Annotated in this window: 15 protein-coding genes; 2 read left to right on the top strand and 13 right to left on the bottom strand. The window is 64.5% G+C overall.

The window, feature by feature from the left end:
- Positions 1-57: 57 nt before the first annotated feature.
- The gene (locus DFR49_RS11695; RefSeq protein WP_107393684.1) at positions 58-1,344 is read left to right on the top strand and encodes a competence protein CoiA family protein; all 1,287 of its coding nucleotides are present in this window, start codon (positions 58-60) and stop codon (positions 1,342-1,344) included.
- 20 nt (positions 1,345-1,364) lie between these two features.
- Here DFR49_RS11695 and rlxS read toward each other — a convergent pair whose 3' ends face one another.
- The 11 genes from rlxS to DFR49_RS11645 form a co-directional block, all read right to left on the bottom strand.
- Positions 1,365-3,344 carry a relaxase/mobilization nuclease RlxS gene (rlxS, locus tag DFR49_RS11690; protein ID WP_107393683.1) on the bottom strand — a complete coding sequence of 660 codons (1,980 nt, stop codon included), beginning with the start codon at positions 3,342-3,344 and terminating at the stop codon, positions 1,365-1,367.
- A 321-nt stretch (positions 3,345-3,665) separates the two neighbouring features.
- Positions 3,666-3,803: a hypothetical protein gene (locus DFR49_RS22005; RefSeq protein WP_170112521.1), complete on the bottom strand. Its 138-nt coding sequence runs from the start codon at positions 3,801-3,803 to the stop codon at positions 3,666-3,668.
- A 256-nt stretch (positions 3,804-4,059) separates the two neighbouring features.
- Entirely contained in the window at positions 4,060-4,749 is a 690-nt protein-coding gene (locus DFR49_RS11685) for a lytic transglycosylase domain-containing protein (protein ID WP_107393682.1), read from the bottom strand.
- Positions 4,737-5,336, bottom strand: a complete 600-nt coding sequence (locus tag DFR49_RS11680) for a S26 family signal peptidase (protein WP_107393681.1) — start codon at positions 5,334-5,336, stop codon at positions 4,737-4,739. Before DFR49_RS11680 ends, DFR49_RS11685 begins: the two co-directional genes overlap by 13 nt.
- The gene (locus DFR49_RS11675) at positions 5,329-5,568 is read right to left on the bottom strand and encodes a helix-turn-helix domain-containing protein (protein WP_107393680.1); all 240 of its coding nucleotides are present in this window, start codon (positions 5,566-5,568) and stop codon (positions 5,329-5,331) included. The genes DFR49_RS11680 and DFR49_RS11675 overlap by 8 nt, the downstream gene beginning before the upstream one ends.
- Positions 5,569-5,746: 178 nt before the next feature.
- Positions 5,747-6,076 carry a DUF736 family protein gene (locus DFR49_RS11670; protein ID WP_107393679.1) on the bottom strand — a complete coding sequence of 110 codons (330 nt, stop codon included), beginning with the start codon at positions 6,074-6,076 and terminating at the stop codon, positions 5,747-5,749.
- Positions 6,077-6,736: 660 nt separating this feature from the next.
- A complete protein-coding gene (locus tag DFR49_RS11665; RefSeq protein ID WP_107393678.1) occupies positions 6,737-8,536 on the bottom strand; it encodes a ParB/RepB/Spo0J family partition protein in 1,800 nt (599 codons plus the stop codon).
- 94 nt (positions 8,537-8,630) lie between these two features.
- Positions 8,631-9,065: a DUF2958 domain-containing protein gene (locus tag DFR49_RS11660; protein ID WP_107393677.1), complete on the bottom strand. Its 435-nt coding sequence runs from the start codon at positions 9,063-9,065 to the stop codon at positions 8,631-8,633.
- The gene (locus tag DFR49_RS11655; protein ID WP_107393676.1) at positions 9,062-10,012 is read right to left on the bottom strand and encodes an ArdC family protein; all 951 of its coding nucleotides are present in this window, start codon (positions 10,010-10,012) and stop codon (positions 9,062-9,064) included. The genes DFR49_RS11660 and DFR49_RS11655 overlap by 4 nt, the downstream gene beginning before the upstream one ends.
- A 570-nt stretch (positions 10,013-10,582) precedes the next feature.
- The gene (locus tag DFR49_RS22385; protein ID WP_107393675.1) at positions 10,583-10,807 is read right to left on the bottom strand and encodes a GDCCVxC domain-containing (seleno)protein; all 225 of its coding nucleotides are present in this window, start codon (positions 10,805-10,807) and stop codon (positions 10,583-10,585) included.
- Complete coding sequence (locus DFR49_RS11645) at positions 10,800-11,159, bottom strand: mercuric reductase (protein WP_107393723.1); 360 nt, start codon at positions 11,157-11,159, stop codon at positions 10,800-10,802. The genes DFR49_RS22385 and DFR49_RS11645 overlap by 8 nt, the downstream gene beginning before the upstream one ends.
- A gap of 82 nt (positions 11,160-11,241) precedes the next feature.
- Between DFR49_RS11645 and DFR49_RS11640 the strand changes: the two genes are divergently transcribed.
- Positions 11,242-11,655, top strand: a complete 414-nt coding sequence (locus DFR49_RS11640) for a MerR family transcriptional regulator (RefSeq protein WP_107393674.1) — start codon at positions 11,242-11,244, stop codon at positions 11,653-11,655.
- A 296-nt stretch (positions 11,656-11,951) separates the two neighbouring features.
- Here the strand turns inward: DFR49_RS11640 and DFR49_RS11635 are convergent, their stop codons facing one another.
- A complete protein-coding gene (locus DFR49_RS11635) occupies positions 11,952-12,764 on the bottom strand; it encodes a DUF2285 domain-containing protein (protein ID WP_119035858.1) in 813 nt (270 codons plus the stop codon).
- 199 nt (positions 12,765-12,963) lie between these two features.
- A complete protein-coding gene (locus DFR49_RS11630; protein ID WP_146163357.1) occupies positions 12,964-13,614 on the bottom strand; it encodes a hypothetical protein in 651 nt (216 codons plus the stop codon).
- Positions 13,615-13,645: the final 31 nt, after the last annotated feature.

The raw sequence follows: 13,645 nt of genomic DNA, 5'->3' as shown, positions 1-13,645 counted from the left end.
GCGTGCCTCGGGGAGCAAGGTTCTTGATCCGTTCCCAATCGAGGATACAGTCGGCTCATGGGGCGGAAACTACAACGGATTGTCGAAGCAGCTATCATCGAACGGATCGGTCCGGTGACGGCGCAAGATCTGATGGCGATGTCGGACGATAGCTGGGGCTTGATCCGCGATCAGATTACGGATCGTCGCAACGGAAAAGACGGTCTCGTCGCCCGATGCCTAGCGTGTGAATGCGAAGTGTATATCCGCACGTCCAAGACGCGCGGCATCGCTCGCCCTCTGTTTCAGCATTATAACGGGAGCGATCCGGACTGCCCCTGGTTTCAGGGACGGAATATCAAACCCGATGCCGCTCGGGCCGCACAATATCAGGGGAAGCAGGAATCAAACTTTCATCGTCTGATGTGCGAGTTGGTGGGAGAGCTTGCCGCACTCGATTCTCGTTACATCAAGCATACCGTCGGCCAGTATCGTTCCCCAACTGAGAATGAGCATGGTCGCTATCCCGATACCTATGTCGAGTGGGACGACTTCGGCCCGTTCGTCGTTGAGTTCCAGATGTCCGGCACGTTCCAGACGGAAATCTCGGCGCGCTGCAAGCACTACGAACGTGAAGGCATACCTCTGCTATGGATTCTGTTCGGGCTTGATACCGCCACCGCGCTTCCGCAGAGCTTCATCGATGTTATCCGCCGTCACCGCGGCAACGCCTTCGTTCTCGATCAAGCAGCGGTAGCCGCATCGCGGGAGCAGAAAACCCTTGTGCTGTCCTGTTACCTTCGCAAGCCCGATGGACGACTGGACGCGCCCAAGCTGGTTCGGTTCGACGCGCTTACGGTTCCGCGCTCAAAGATTCCCTATCACGAAGACAGAATCGTTGGCTCGCGACTAGCAGAGATCGAAAAAGTGCGTCGGCCTTGGTTCAACGCGCTTGCTCAATGGGAGGATCGCTACAAACCCCTTCGCGATCTGGCGCGTCCGCAAAGTCTGCTTCTCGCGGCTGCCTTCTCGATCGTTGCCGCCACGAACGGGAAGGGGCGAAATTATGCGAGTGAACATTCAAACATTTCTGCGATGCTCAATACCTATCTGAGCACCAAAGTTCTTTCGCCCTACTCGGACCTACTGAAGCAGATTATCGAGAACACGCGAAGCAGCAGCATAATCAAGGCATCCGTTCACGATCACCTCCGCCGCTATCGAGACGCGATACAGGCCACGAACGAATCCCCTGAATGGATTCTGTTACGAAAGCTGTTGCCGGAAGCCCTCGACCCGGTGTTGCGGGAGGAGCTTGCCTATCTGGATGCACTGCCGGATTGGGCAAATCCGACCTCCGAGTAATTTCTGAGCATTGCGCGCCTTCACGAAATCGACGGGCCGCGCTGACGACCGATCGTCCAGTTGATCGTGTCGCCGCGCATGATGCCGGACACCTGCTTCTCCAGATGGCGATCGAGCACCGGGCGCCACGGCACCAGGGTAAATTCGCGGCTCTTTTCGATCAGCGCATAACGGCCTGACGCCAGTTCCACCGGACGGCGATAGATGCCATCGATCCGCTCGCCGGGTTTGGCTTCGGCATAGACGATACCCAGTTCGTCGGAGAGCTGGCCCGCGACCCGGTTCAATTCGCGCCGTCGCAGCATGGCCAGCAGGTTTTCGCGATAGATGATGCGGCCCTGTTCTTCTTGTGCCAGCCCTTCGGCGATCAGCCATTGCCGCCGCTGGACGAGCGCTGCGCGGGTTTCCCGGCCGAACCCGGCATCGCGCAACGGCTCGGGATCGGCCGCAATCAATTCCCGGTCTAGCCAGGTCGCGCCATCCACCCCGGTTTGTCGGTCCAAGGGAAGCGTAGAGAGCGTATCCACGATGACCGGCGCGGCTTTGGCGCGTTGTGCTTCATAGGCGGCGGCGACATCGACATGATCGGGGGCGATGAGCCATGTTCCGTCCGCCTCGCGCTCGATTATGCTACCGCCCTTGGTCATCACCCGGCGTATCGCCTCAAGCCGACGCACATGGGTTTCGGCAAAAGATTCGCGCGCGGTGGAATCGTGACGCAAATGAATATCGATCGAATAGCGCCCGTCATGGGCGGCGGCGATCTCGGCCACGGTGCGATCGACGGCGCGGGCCTCGACCGGCTTGGGCGCGATCCGCACCACCGCGCCTTCGGGGATGTAGGCCGTCGCATCACCCCGGCCGATATCGACATAGTGGCTGCGCCCATCGGTGCCATCTACGATCAGATAATGGCGATCGTTCGCCTCGTCCGACAGACCACGCTCGACGACGCGGCCGACGATCGGCTTCATGCTCGCCGGATCGGCGATGGCATAGTCTCCTGCGGCGCGCTCCATTCCATGCTCAGTAAAGGCGCGCTGCATGGTGCGGATGATGTCACCGCGCTCGCCCATGCGCTTCAGCGTGTCATCGATGCCGTCGGCCAGTTGCCAGCGTCCCGGTTCGATCTCGGTGGCCAGCCCCAAGTGGCCGAGCTTTTGCAAGCGCCCCGCGCGGAGTGATTGATAGAAGGGATCGCGGTCGGTGGCTTCGACGATCCGCCGATGATCCATGTCGCGCAACAAGCGCCGGTCGATGCTGGTCAGCCGTTCCTGCTCGATCTCGCGGGTCAGCCGGTCCTCGATCTCGATGTCCGTGCGCGGTCCCAGGTCGAGCGACACCAGCTCGGCTGCGCGCTCGCGAATACCGTGCGTCAGATATTCGCCGCCGATCACCAGATCCTGCCCGCGATCATCGACGCCGCGCACGACGATATGGGTGTGCGGATGGCCGGTGTTGAAATGATCGACCGCCACCCAGTCGAGCTTCGTCCCCAAATCCCGTTCCATCTGCACCATCAGGCGGCGGGTCAGCGAGCGGAGATCATCATAATGATCTCCATCCTCCGGCGAGACGATGAAGCGGAACTGGTGCCGGTCGCCGTCGGCCCGTTCGAGAAACGCCTTGCCGTCGGCCTGCTCCTGCCCGGCCGAATAAAGCCGCCCCGGCTCGCCATCGCGGGTCACGCCGTCGCGCTGGATATAGCGCAGATGCGCGCGCGCCGCCCCAAGGCTGTTCGCCTTGTTGAATTTGGCGATCCGGTATTTGACCATGACGCGGCGCTGGCGATAGCCCGCCAGACGGTCCCGGCTGGCAAGCTGTCGCCCCGCGACGCGACCACGCCCGATCCTGCTGCCGGTAAAGGCGCGGCCTGTGCGTCGCACGCCACCGGCAAGCGTCCGCGCCTGAAGCACGCGCTGAAGATAGCTGCGGCGCATCCGGCTTCCGCCTGCGCGCGGCTTGCCAAGGTCGGGCGTAAAATCGTCGTCATCGCTCATGGCAGCGTCCCATCACCTTGCGAACTTCTTGAGGATTGATGAGGTTGATCCAAAGTAACCGGGACAATCAACGAGTCTCGCGGGTGGGATATTATTATCAATGACTTATGGGTTTCCTGTCTCTCGATCCCTATAACCTGTCTCGTGAAATAATGATGTGCAGACAATATGTTGATCCCGCTTGCGGGATCGACCTTTAATCTTGCCCTTCGAGTCCTACCCGCTTCAACCGCCCCCAAGCCGCCGAAACCCGCCATCGCGAACGGCAGAGAAGCAGGAGCGCCGCGCCTGCCGCCGCGCTCCTGCTGTCCATGCGGCCTGTCAGCCGTCCTCCCGCCAGAGCCGATCCCGTTCCGCCAGCGCTGCTTCCAGTTCGGCTTCGACCTGCCGCAATTCGTTCTCGTCCGTGAGGCTGCGAAGCTCGGCGCGCAGTTCTTCGATATGCTGTTCGACAGACATGATTTCCTCCTGATCTTCGAAAGACAGGAGGCTGCGCCCGGTATGGATCGAGCCGGGTCAAGGACCGCGAAGCGGCCGCGCCAGCGGCGATGCCGGGCGCGATTTTTTTCGGCCGCGCGCCATGTCAGGGGGTGAAGAACCGGCCTCGCCAGGCCGAAAAAAATCGTGTCCGGCGTCGTCCTTGAGGCGGCTCGATCCATGCCGGATACTGGGCAATGTTGAGCGGATATTTCCCTCTCGCCACGCGCAACGCCCGTCATGGCTGGCCTCCGGGCGGGTCGTTCAGGGGGATGAACAGCGTGCCGGATGCGGGTCGTTCAGGCGTGGAATCCGCATGACCGGATGCCGGTTCCGTCGTGTTGCCCAGCGAGAAAAACAAGCGCGTTCCCGACAGCATGGCGGGCGGCATGGACGGCGTTGCAGGCGTGCGGGCAAGCTGCGCGATATAGGAGCGCGTCTCGCCCGGTAGCGGCCTTCCGGTTCGCAAATGCTCACCGTAGCGGGCCGGACCGGCGTTATAGGCGGCGAACAGGCCGGGATAACCGAAGCGATCATACATGGCGCGCAGATAGGCCGCGCCCGCCATGATATTGTCGTGCGGGTCGTACGGATCGGCGCCGAGACCGTGCCGCCGCCGCATTGCCGCCCATGTGCCGGGCATGAGTTGCATGAGGCCCATTGCACCTGCGGGACTGGTGATCGGACGCCCGTTCAAGTGGGTCAATCCGGCGCTTTCGGCCTGCATGACGGCAGCAATCCATGCCTGCGGAATGGCGAAGCGCTGCGCGGCTTCGGCGATATAGGGTCGCCATCGTTCGACCGCTGGTGATGTGCGGAACGCCGGTGGCGATGCCGATGGCGCATCGCTCGCAGGCACGGCCACCGGCACGGCGAGCGCCAGCGACGCCCATGCCACGGGCGCGGCGATGGAGGTCAGCGTAGCCATAACGGCGTCGCTTTCCCGATGATCGCGGTTTCGCTGATCGGCCCGAAATAGCGCCCGTCGAACGACTCGGCGGCGTCCATCATCAGGAATACGCGACCGTCGCGCAGATGCTCGCAGCCGCTCCACCACGGCAGCGGGCGGTCTTGCCGGTCGGTCGCGCGGCGCTCGGCGATCCTGCGCCCATTGACGAAAATTGCATATCCCAGCGCGCAAACCTTGTCGCCATCGCGCGCCGCGATCCGTTTGAGCAGCGGCACGTTGGCGGGCAGATAATGGCGACGCGCGGCGAGCTGGCGAACGCTCTCCGGCGTGCGGGCCAGCACCATGTCGCCGGTGCGGACGGGTGCGCCGGGATGGATGCGCCAAAGACCGATCGGCGCGCTGGCCGAGGCGTTCCAGATGATGCGCGGCGCGGGCGGCCCCATGACATCGAGCGTGGCGGCAGCGGCGAGCAAGGCGAGGCCGATGCCGCCCGCGATAAGGAGCGGACGGCGGCGGGCGCGAAGCTGGCGGGCCAGCGGCGGGTGCCATTCGAGCAGCGGCGCGGGCCTGGGTCTGGCCGGATTGCGGGAGAGCGGCTTACGCATCGCGCTTCCCCCTGCGCGGGCCGCGCCCGTTGTCGCGGGACCATTGCTCAAGATCGGCGATATGGTAGCGGACCTGCCCGCCGTGCCGCCGATAGGCCGGACCCTTGCCTTTCCAGCGCATGTTGGTCAGCGTCTTGACCTGCAAGCCGAGGAAAAAAGCGGCCTGCTTGGCGGTCAGAAACGGGCTTCCTTTCCGCGCCTGACTGGCCCGGATATGATCGTCGTCATCCATCTGCGTGATCCTCCTGATGAGTGCGGACGGCGAAGGACCATCCGCGACAGGCAGGGACCGTGCGGGACGGGGAGACGGCGCGGCAGGGTCGAAAACGCGGCTGCCGGTTTTCGACCCGACTGGCCCGAAACGGCAAAAGCCCCCGCGCCGGAGTGGACGCGGGGGCTTGCCGGGCCGGTCAGGCGGCGTTGACGATCAGCGCCAGCACGTCGTCATCGTCCTGTCCGGCGGCGCGGCCGAGATTGGCGTAAATCGGCCACGGCGCGATCTGCGGATGGAAGATGCGGAGCGAGACATAGGGCTTGCCGGTCTCGCGATTGGGCTTGATCCAGCCCGCGCCGATGTCGTTGGGACCGCTCCAGATGCGGAAATCGGGCTGCTTCTCGCCGCGCTTTTCGGTGTTGGGCGTGATCTCGATGCCGAGCGGATTGCGGCGACCGAGAAGGCCGATCTGCCCGCGCATTTCGTTGGTTTCCGGGTTGCGCGAGACGATACCGAGAGTGGACATGATGCATTCCTTTCGTTGCTCGCCAGAGCCGATCCCCGGCGATGCGCGGACCGTGATGGGCTGACCGGGACGCCCGCACCCGAAGGGCCGGAGCGGCAGCGGAGGACCGGGATGCGCGGCTATTTTGAAGCGAAGCGACCGCGAGGAGCCGAAGCGCAGCGAAGGCGGGGAAAATAGCGGCAGCAATCCCGGTTGCGGGCGTTCAGGGCCGCCCATAGGTCCAGCAGCAACAGCCAGGGTCGCGCGTCTGGCGATACGGACAGGATGCCGATTGCCTGTGTCACGGCCTGACGGATCGCTCCCGGAACCGGCGATGCGAGGGTGCAGAGGATGGATCGGGCGCATCCCCGCGCGTCGATCCTGCGCCGCGACAAGCGGGAAAGGGAGCCGCCTTGCCCGCCATCGGACAGCGACCAGCGGCCTCGGCGCGGGCTGGATCAGGTGCGACCGCGACGGCCACGCTGTCTTGCCCGCCCGCCTGTCCGATGATCGGCGTGGCTCATTCCGCCGATGCGGCAAACCACCGGAACGGGACCGCCGCGCCCGTGCGCCGCGATCCTCAAACGCCGTCATCGGCGCCACGAAAAAGCCCCCGCGTCCACTCCGGCGCGGGGGCTTGCGAAGGAAAATGGAGGGGCGGCAACGCCGCCACTCCCATCGTCATTCCGCCGCGATGGCATAAGGATCGGGCTGCTCGATCTCGAACGGCTGCGGCACATTCCTGAAAGACCGCTCGACCGATTTCCACCGGGAGAGCGTGACAAAGGGCCGCGCCGAATAGCTGGCGGCAGGGAAACGCAGCCATTTCGGCACCCATCCGTCGACCTTGGGGCGCTGGTTCTCGCCGGTCAGGTGATCGCGGATGATGGCTTTCTGCGTCTTGACCTTCTCGGTGATATTGCCGTCCGCGACTTTCTTGCCGCCGACATCGCGGAGCATGGCGTTGACCATCTGGCGGTCGCGGACAAGATCGAAAAACGCATCGTCCGCCGTCCACAGGCTCGCCATATCGACGGCGAGATAGCTGCCCACGGCCTCGACCACGGCGCTGCCTGCCTCCATCGTCTCGCCCATGACGATAGCGATGATCGCCATGACATCGGCGTCGGACAAGGTGAGCAGGCGGGCGAAGATGGTCGCGGCTCCGTCCTTGTCGCCATAGCCGCCGGTCACGGTCGGCTCGTCGGCATCAAAGCCGAGAAGCGCGAGCGCCGTCCGCCGTTTTTCGTCGAACCGGGTTTCGGCGGTGCTCGTCTCGACGCTCTCCGTGATGGCGTCGTTGCGGGCGGTCTGCGGCTCGACGCGGACAGTCCAATGCGCCGGGCTGGTGATGGCATGGGCCAGCATCAGGCGCAGCGCGACGGCGGGATAATCGGCCAGCACGGCGCGCGTTGCGGCGTGACGGTGGAGGTCGATATAGGTCTGCAAGGCGCTGGTGGTTTCGGCGCGGGCATTGCGCGCGGCCTGCCGGTCGGCTTCGGTGGTTCCCGCCTTCGCCTCCGCTGCCCGCGCTTTCCGGGCGTCCTTGCCCGACAGCCAGCCCTCATGCACTTCCACCTCGCCATTGTGGCGGATGGAAATATAGACCTTGCCGCCCTTGGCCTTGGGCATCTTTTCATGCTCGTAGCTATAGAAATAGCTGCCCGGTTCCATGATCTCGACTTCGGCCCATCCGGCTTCAATGAGGGCGTCGCGCTTCGCGGCGATAGCCTCGTTCTGCGCGATCCAGAATTGTTCGGCGTCCGCGAAAAAGCCGTCCTGCTCGAACAGGTCGCCGACGATCCTGCCGCCATAATCGCCCAGCGGGAAGATCGCGGCCTTGACCGAAATGGACTCGCCGCCCAGCAGCCATGCTTTCAGCCGGTCGCCGGTCGGCGCATATTGGTCCGGGTCATCAAGCAGCGCCAGCCAGTCCTTTTGCTGCGCCTTGCTGGCGAGCGTCAGATGACGGATGGTCCGCGTGTCGATCTCGCCCTTGCGGTAGAGCCCCCGGATGCGCGGCGACAGATTGCCGAGCGCGAGGATGCGGCGGATATAGAGTTCGGTCAGGCCGAAGGTCTGGCCGATCTGCTCCACGCTGCGCTTTTCCTTCTGGATAAGCCGGGTGAAGGTTTCCCATTGGGTGACTTCATCGGGGTCGAGCCGCTGGATATTCTCGATCAACGAGGCTTCCAGCGCGGCGGCGTCGTCGCCATCCTCCATGATCGCGCACGGCACGGGGCCGTGGTCGATCCCTTCGGACAGGGCGATGCCATTGGCATGATGGCGGCGGCGTCCGGCGACGATACCGAACATCTCCGGCCTGTCCTCAAGCTCGCCGGGGCGCACGACGAGCGGCACGATGACGCCGCGCGCGCGGATGGACGGAAGAATATCGGACACATCCGGGTTCTTCTCCCCGTGGCGCATATTGGTCTTGCTGACAAACAGCTTGCCAGCGTCGATATTTGCGAGTTGCATGGTGGTTCACTCCTGCTTGGGGTGGACCGGCCCGTTCGTGTGATCTGCCAAGATGGACGGACGGGCCGGGTTAGCGCCGAAATAGCGGCGCGGCTCATCCGTCCGGTGTGGGCGGAATCTCGGAACGGCGGGCAAGCTCGCGCGCCCGCGCGGCGGTGGCTAACAGCGCCTCGGCTTCGGTGATGCGGCCCGCGATCCGGGCCGCGTCGGCATAGGCAGACAGCGGAAAGCGGCCCGTGAAATACAGGTCGCGCTCGATGCTGAGTCCGCCCGGCAAGCGGACGGATGCGATCTCCGACAGGCTGAAAGAGCCGAGTTCGGGGCATCCGAAACCAAGGTCGGCCAAGCCGAACAGGGTGTCGCCATCCTCGTCCAGTTCGGTCGCCAGCCATGTCGCCGCGCCCATCGGATTGAACAATTTGAGGATGGGAAGCGGGTCGGGTTCGCGTCGGCCTTCCTCCTGCGCGGCGCGATGGGCGATGGCGTTGGCGCGCAAGGCGGCGCACAATTCGGGGGTGAGGAGCGTCATGCCGCAATCCTCCCTTCGTCGCCCTCGCCAAAGGCGAGAATATAATCCGCCGCCTTGCTCGCCTGACTGGCGGCGCGGAAGATCGCGCGATTATCCTCGCGCAACACCTCCAGCCATGAGCCGACATAATCGGCATGGCGCACGGTCGGGACGATGCCGAGCGCGGCGCAAATGAACGCGGCGCTAATTTCCGCGCACAGTTCCTCGCGGGCGTAAGGCTTGGAGCCGAACCGCCCGGACAGGTCGCGGTTCAACCGGTGCCTTGCCCCCGAATGATGGGACAGTTCGTGAAAAACCGTCCGATAATAATTGATCTGGTCGCGGAACGCCGGTTGCGGCGGCACCTGAATATAATCGCCGGACGGCGCATAGAACGCCTTATCGCCACCGATGCGAATATCTGCGCCGGTGGCTTCTATCAGGGCTTCGGCGTGGGGGATGATCTCGCGTTCGGGCAGCGGCGCGGGATCGGTGGCGAGACCGGGCCGCAAACCTTCGCATTGCGCGACATTGAAGACGGTGAATTTCTTGAGGAACGGAATGGCGCGGGCATCCTCGCCGCTTTCGACGGCACGGGCCTTTTCCGCTTCGGGAATGAAGCGGTCGGCATAGACGACGGTGGTGCCCTTCTCGCCCTTGCGGACATTGCCGCCCGCTTCCAGCGCCTGCCGAAAGGTTAGCCAATGCTGCGAGGCATGGCCGCCCTCGATCGCCGCGCCCCAAAGCAAGAGCACATTGACGCCGGAATAGCGCCGCCCGGTCAGCGCGTTGCGCGGCAGGCCGGGGCCGCTTGCCGCGCTGGCATCCCAAGGTTGCACCCAAGGGAAGCGGCCCGCTTCCAGTTCGCTGATGATCTTGCGCGTTACCTCGTCATACAGATTCGCGCGGGGCTGCGCCCCTGCCTCGCGACCTTGCCCCGACGCGCGACGCTTGCGGGAAAAGCCCATGCCTAGCCTCCTGTCACAACCAAAAAACCGACCGCAAACCCGCCGGGCGTGGGGGGTGGGCGGCAGGGGCGACCGGAGAGGCCCGCAAGAGCGGCGGGCGGCACCCGCAGGGGCGCAATGCAATGAAGCAGCCGGAGCGAAGCGGAGGCTTGCCGCCCGGCGCGGCGGGCCTAGCAGGGCGCGCCGACCACCCTCCGCGCCCAAGGGGTTGCCAACAAACAGACGCCGGCGCGACGGGAGGAGCGCCGGGCAACCAACCGGGGGCGAAGCCCCCGGCCAGCGTCATGCGATCGTGACCGGAACGGCCGGGACGCCGCAGGTGGCCCCGCGAAGCCTGGCGCCGAAGGCGCCTGGCGCAGTAGAGCGCGGTCGCCCGCCGGGGCGGGCGAGACGCCCTTATGCCTTGCTTTCTACCGCAGCAGATGCCGCCATCCGCCGCCGATCAGCGTATTAACGGTCCTGAGCAGACGTTTGATATGGGTCCGCAGATAATCGGATGTGTCGAGACAGTCATCGCGCACCGTTGCGTCGCCGTGAATGACGCTGGCGTGGATGCGGTGGCCACGGGAATCAGCCGCAGCGGGCCTTGCCGCCATCTTGCTGGATCGGGGGACAGGGCACGTCGCCATAGGAGCAGTAAACGCAGCAGTCGCCCGACTTAGGCCTGAGGACGGCACCGCAGTCCTTGCAGTCGTAGAAGAATTGGCAGGCGTTGGTTGGCATCGTCTCGGTCGCCCGGTGGCCGCAGTGTGGACAGGTCAGCGTTGAGCGCAGTTTGAGAACCTCCTCAGACATAACGATACCCTGCCCAGAGCAAGGCGACGCCCAACAGCAGTCCGACGAGCGTTAGCAGGCGCATCCAGCGCGGCGTGCACACGCCGTTGGGCCCGCAGCGCGCAGCGACCACCTGCTGGCGCAGCAACAGCGCGGCACCGGTGACAAGGCACAGGGCACCGATCAGTAGGAGCGGCGTGCGATAGGGCGCGGCGACGAAGGCCACACCGCCGAGCCAAGTCGCGCCAATCCCGGCGGAGGCGAGCAGGATCGGCAATGCGCAACAGGCGGCGACGCCGAATGCGGCGGCAATACCCGTCAGCGTAAGCGTGACGGTGCCGATGCCCTTGGGCGAGTGTGGCGTTTCGGTCACGAACGATTCCTTGTGGCAGTCATGCAACCGCCTTAGCATCTGTAGCTACTACAGACTCAAGCCCCAATCGAAAGCTGCGCCCATGGCTGCCAAGACGATCCAGATCGGCGAACTCTCGCGCCGCACCGGCTGCAACATCGAAACGATTCGCTATTACGAGCGGATCGGGCTGCTACCCACGCCGCCGCGGCAAGGTCGCTATCGTAGCTATGGGACAGAGGACGTGGCACGGCTAAGCTTCGTGCGCCGTGCGCGGGAGCTTGGGTTTACCCTCGACGAGGTGCGCGCCCTGGTGAGGCTCGCGGCTGGAGGACCGACGTCGTGCGCCGAAGCGCGCGAGCTGGCGGCATCGCATCTTAAGGACGTGCGTGCACGGATCACGGACCTCAAGCGAATGGAACGGGTGCTCTCGGACTCAGTGCGGGCCTGCGATGCCGGACAGAACCCAGGCTGTCCGCTGCTCGATACGTTGGCGGCGGAGAAGCGGATCGCATGATCACCATCGGCGCGTATGCCTCTTTGAAGGTCAGCCAGCATTGCGAAAGATATTCGCATTCAATCGTCGCGCGCCCGTCGCGCGGTCGTGTCCTTCCTCATGGCGAGGGCCCCTCTTGGTTGGGAGGGCCAGGGGATCGGCGATGCCCCCCCGCGTCATGCGATCCTGACCGGAACGGCCGGGACGCCGCAGGTGGCCCAGCGAAGCCTGGCGCCGAAGGCGCCTAGCACAGTAGAGCGCGGTCGCCCGCCGGGGCGGGCGAGACGCCCCAATGCCCACTTAATCATCCGGGCCTTCTACCGCAGCAGATGCCGCCATCCGCCGCCGATCAACGTATCGGCAGTCCTGAGCAAACGCTTGATATGGGTCCGCAGATAGTCGGACGTGCCGAGCCATTCATCGCGCACGGTTGCGTCACCATGAATGACGCGGGCGATTTCGCGGTGGCTGGCCCCGGCCTGCCGGCCATCCCATGCCTGCAATGCCAGGGCCCAACGCCGTGCCCGCCGTTCGGGTGGGAACAGCGTTCGAGGAAAGCGGCCCAGGCGGCACACGGACACCAGACGGCGCAGCATCAGAATATTGGTTTCGACCTGGGCGTCGCCCGTCACATGAAAATCGAGATGGACGGGGCCAGCGAGCAATGTGCCCGATCGCACCGCGATACGGATACAGCGCGGCCCATCGGCGATCAGCACATGCTCACCGTCGACGGGATGGCGCAGGACGACGATGGGATGGTCAAGTGCGTGGAGATCAAACAGATCGACCTCGCCCGGCAAAGCGGAGCGCGCATCGACGGTCAACGTAGGGGCTTGTCGTTCGGCACACCAAAATACATGCCCGGTAAAATCGTCCAGGCTGCCGAGCGCCGCAAGCGGCAGGACGCGATTGCAGACGAAATTGCAGCGGCGGATGGTCAGGACGCAGAGTGGCGGCCGCGCGCGCAACAGGGTCCATGATGCCCGACACGGCATTCGTAGATTGTGGCCGATCGCGCGACGCAGACATTCCCATGCCCAAGTCGCCCGGTCGAATCCCAGCAGACGATCGTAGCGCGCGCGATCGCGCCATGCGGATGCAGTATCCGCCCGGATGGCTCTTGCCATGTGATCCTCTCCCTGTTGGCGCACGGGGGTCGCAAAGCGACCAGGCGCAGCCTGCCAGGCGTTCAGGACGCCCGCTGCCGGAGGCGCTTGGGAATGAGGCGGAACCGGCGCAGTTTGAGGAATGCCGGAATAAGAACCGGCCGTATGTCGGAAAATACCGACAAATAATGGAAATCAGGGGTGAATTTACGATGTGGCGCTATCGGCTAAGGCTGCGTTCATGCTGCCATCCCTCGCTGGTGAGAACCAGCGCCGCCTTGTCCTCGCCCTGTTCGGTGCCTGCTGCCTTGGCGAGCGAAGGCAGTGCAGCGCGCACGGCCGTGTCCCCGGCCCAAGGTTCCATATCCTCCAGTCTATAGGTGTAGCGAACCTGCGATACGCGCACGCCCATTACGTCGGCCGGTTCGGTAAAGGACGTGACCTCGCCGACGACGCGGCGGGCGAAGCAAAGGTCGGACCCGCCCAGCAGCGTATTGTCGGATTTTCGGATGACCTTCGCGCCCGCATCGGTAGGTTGATAGACCAGCGCGTCATAACTCATGTCCTGCCCCATGACGGGCGGCCGGTTCTCACGGCGCTTCTGGACTGACAAGAGCCCGGCGGCGGTCAGCGCTTCATAACCGCGCCGATCGGCCGGAGATCCGTCGGCGCGGACCGTGGCGGGCATCTGTCCGATATTGACGCACTCGGGATGCGCGTCGAACCAACCCTGTAAAGCCGTGCGAAAATTCGCCTTGCTCGCCGCCTTGGGATCGCTGCATCCCATCAGTGTCAACGACAAGCCGCTTATGGCGGCAAGCGCGATCTTGATCCGTGCAGCCCGGTGCTGCGTTACCTGTAAATCGGTCATCCTCTCGCTCCTTTTTTGTCACTGCGCCACC

Source organism: Hephaestia caeni (assembly GCF_003550065.1).
In the GTDB taxonomy this organism is placed as follows: domain Bacteria; phylum Pseudomonadota; class Alphaproteobacteria; order Sphingomonadales; family Sphingomonadaceae; genus Sphingomonas; species Sphingomonas caeni_A.
Note: the sequence above shows the minus strand (reverse complement) of the source record. Positions and strands in the feature narration are given on the sequence as shown.

Coding starts and splice junctions, on each gene's coding strand:
- DFR49_RS11635 (WP_119035858.1), bottom strand. CDS start 12,764: ATGGCAAGAGCCATCCGGGCGGATACTGCATCCGCATGGCGCGATCGC.
- DFR49_RS11680 (WP_107393681.1), bottom strand. CDS start 5,336: ATGCGTAAGCCGCTCTCCCGCAATCCGGCCAGACCCAGGCCCGCGCCG.
- DFR49_RS22005 (WP_170112521.1), bottom strand. CDS start 3,803: ATGTCTGTCGAACAGCATATCGAAGAACTGCGCGCCGAGCTTCGCAGC.
- DFR49_RS11675 (WP_107393680.1), bottom strand. CDS start 5,568: ATGGATGACGACGATCATATCCGGGCCAGTCAGGCGCGGAAAGGAAGC.
- DFR49_RS11665 (WP_107393678.1), bottom strand. CDS start 8,536: ATGCAACTCGCAAATATCGACGCTGGCAAGCTGTTTGTCAGCAAGACC.
- DFR49_RS22385 (WP_107393675.1), bottom strand. CDS start 10,807: ATGTCTGAGGAGGTTCTCAAACTGCGCTCAACGCTGACCTGTCCACAC.
- rlxS (WP_107393683.1), bottom strand. CDS start 3,344: ATGAGCGATGACGACGATTTTACGCCCGACCTTGGCAAGCCGCGCGCA.
- DFR49_RS11655 (WP_107393676.1), bottom strand. CDS start 10,012: ATGGGCTTTTCCCGCAAGCGTCGCGCGTCGGGGCAAGGTCGCGAGGCA.
- DFR49_RS11695 (WP_107393684.1), top strand. CDS start 58: ATGGGGCGGAAACTACAACGGATTGTCGAAGCAGCTATCATCGAACGG.
- DFR49_RS11670 (WP_107393679.1), bottom strand. CDS start 6,076: ATGTCCACTCTCGGTATCGTCTCGCGCAACCCGGAAACCAACGAAATG.
- DFR49_RS11630 (WP_146163357.1), bottom strand. CDS start 13,614: ATGACCGATTTACAGGTAACGCAGCACCGGGCTGCACGGATCAAGATC.
- DFR49_RS11640 (WP_107393674.1), top strand. CDS start 11,242: ATGGCTGCCAAGACGATCCAGATCGGCGAACTCTCGCGCCGCACCGGC.
- DFR49_RS11685 (WP_107393682.1), bottom strand. CDS start 4,749: ATGGCTACGCTGACCTCCATCGCCGCGCCCGTGGCATGGGCGTCGCTG.
- DFR49_RS11660 (WP_107393677.1), bottom strand. CDS start 9,065: ATGACGCTCCTCACCCCCGAATTGTGCGCCGCCTTGCGCGCCAACGCC.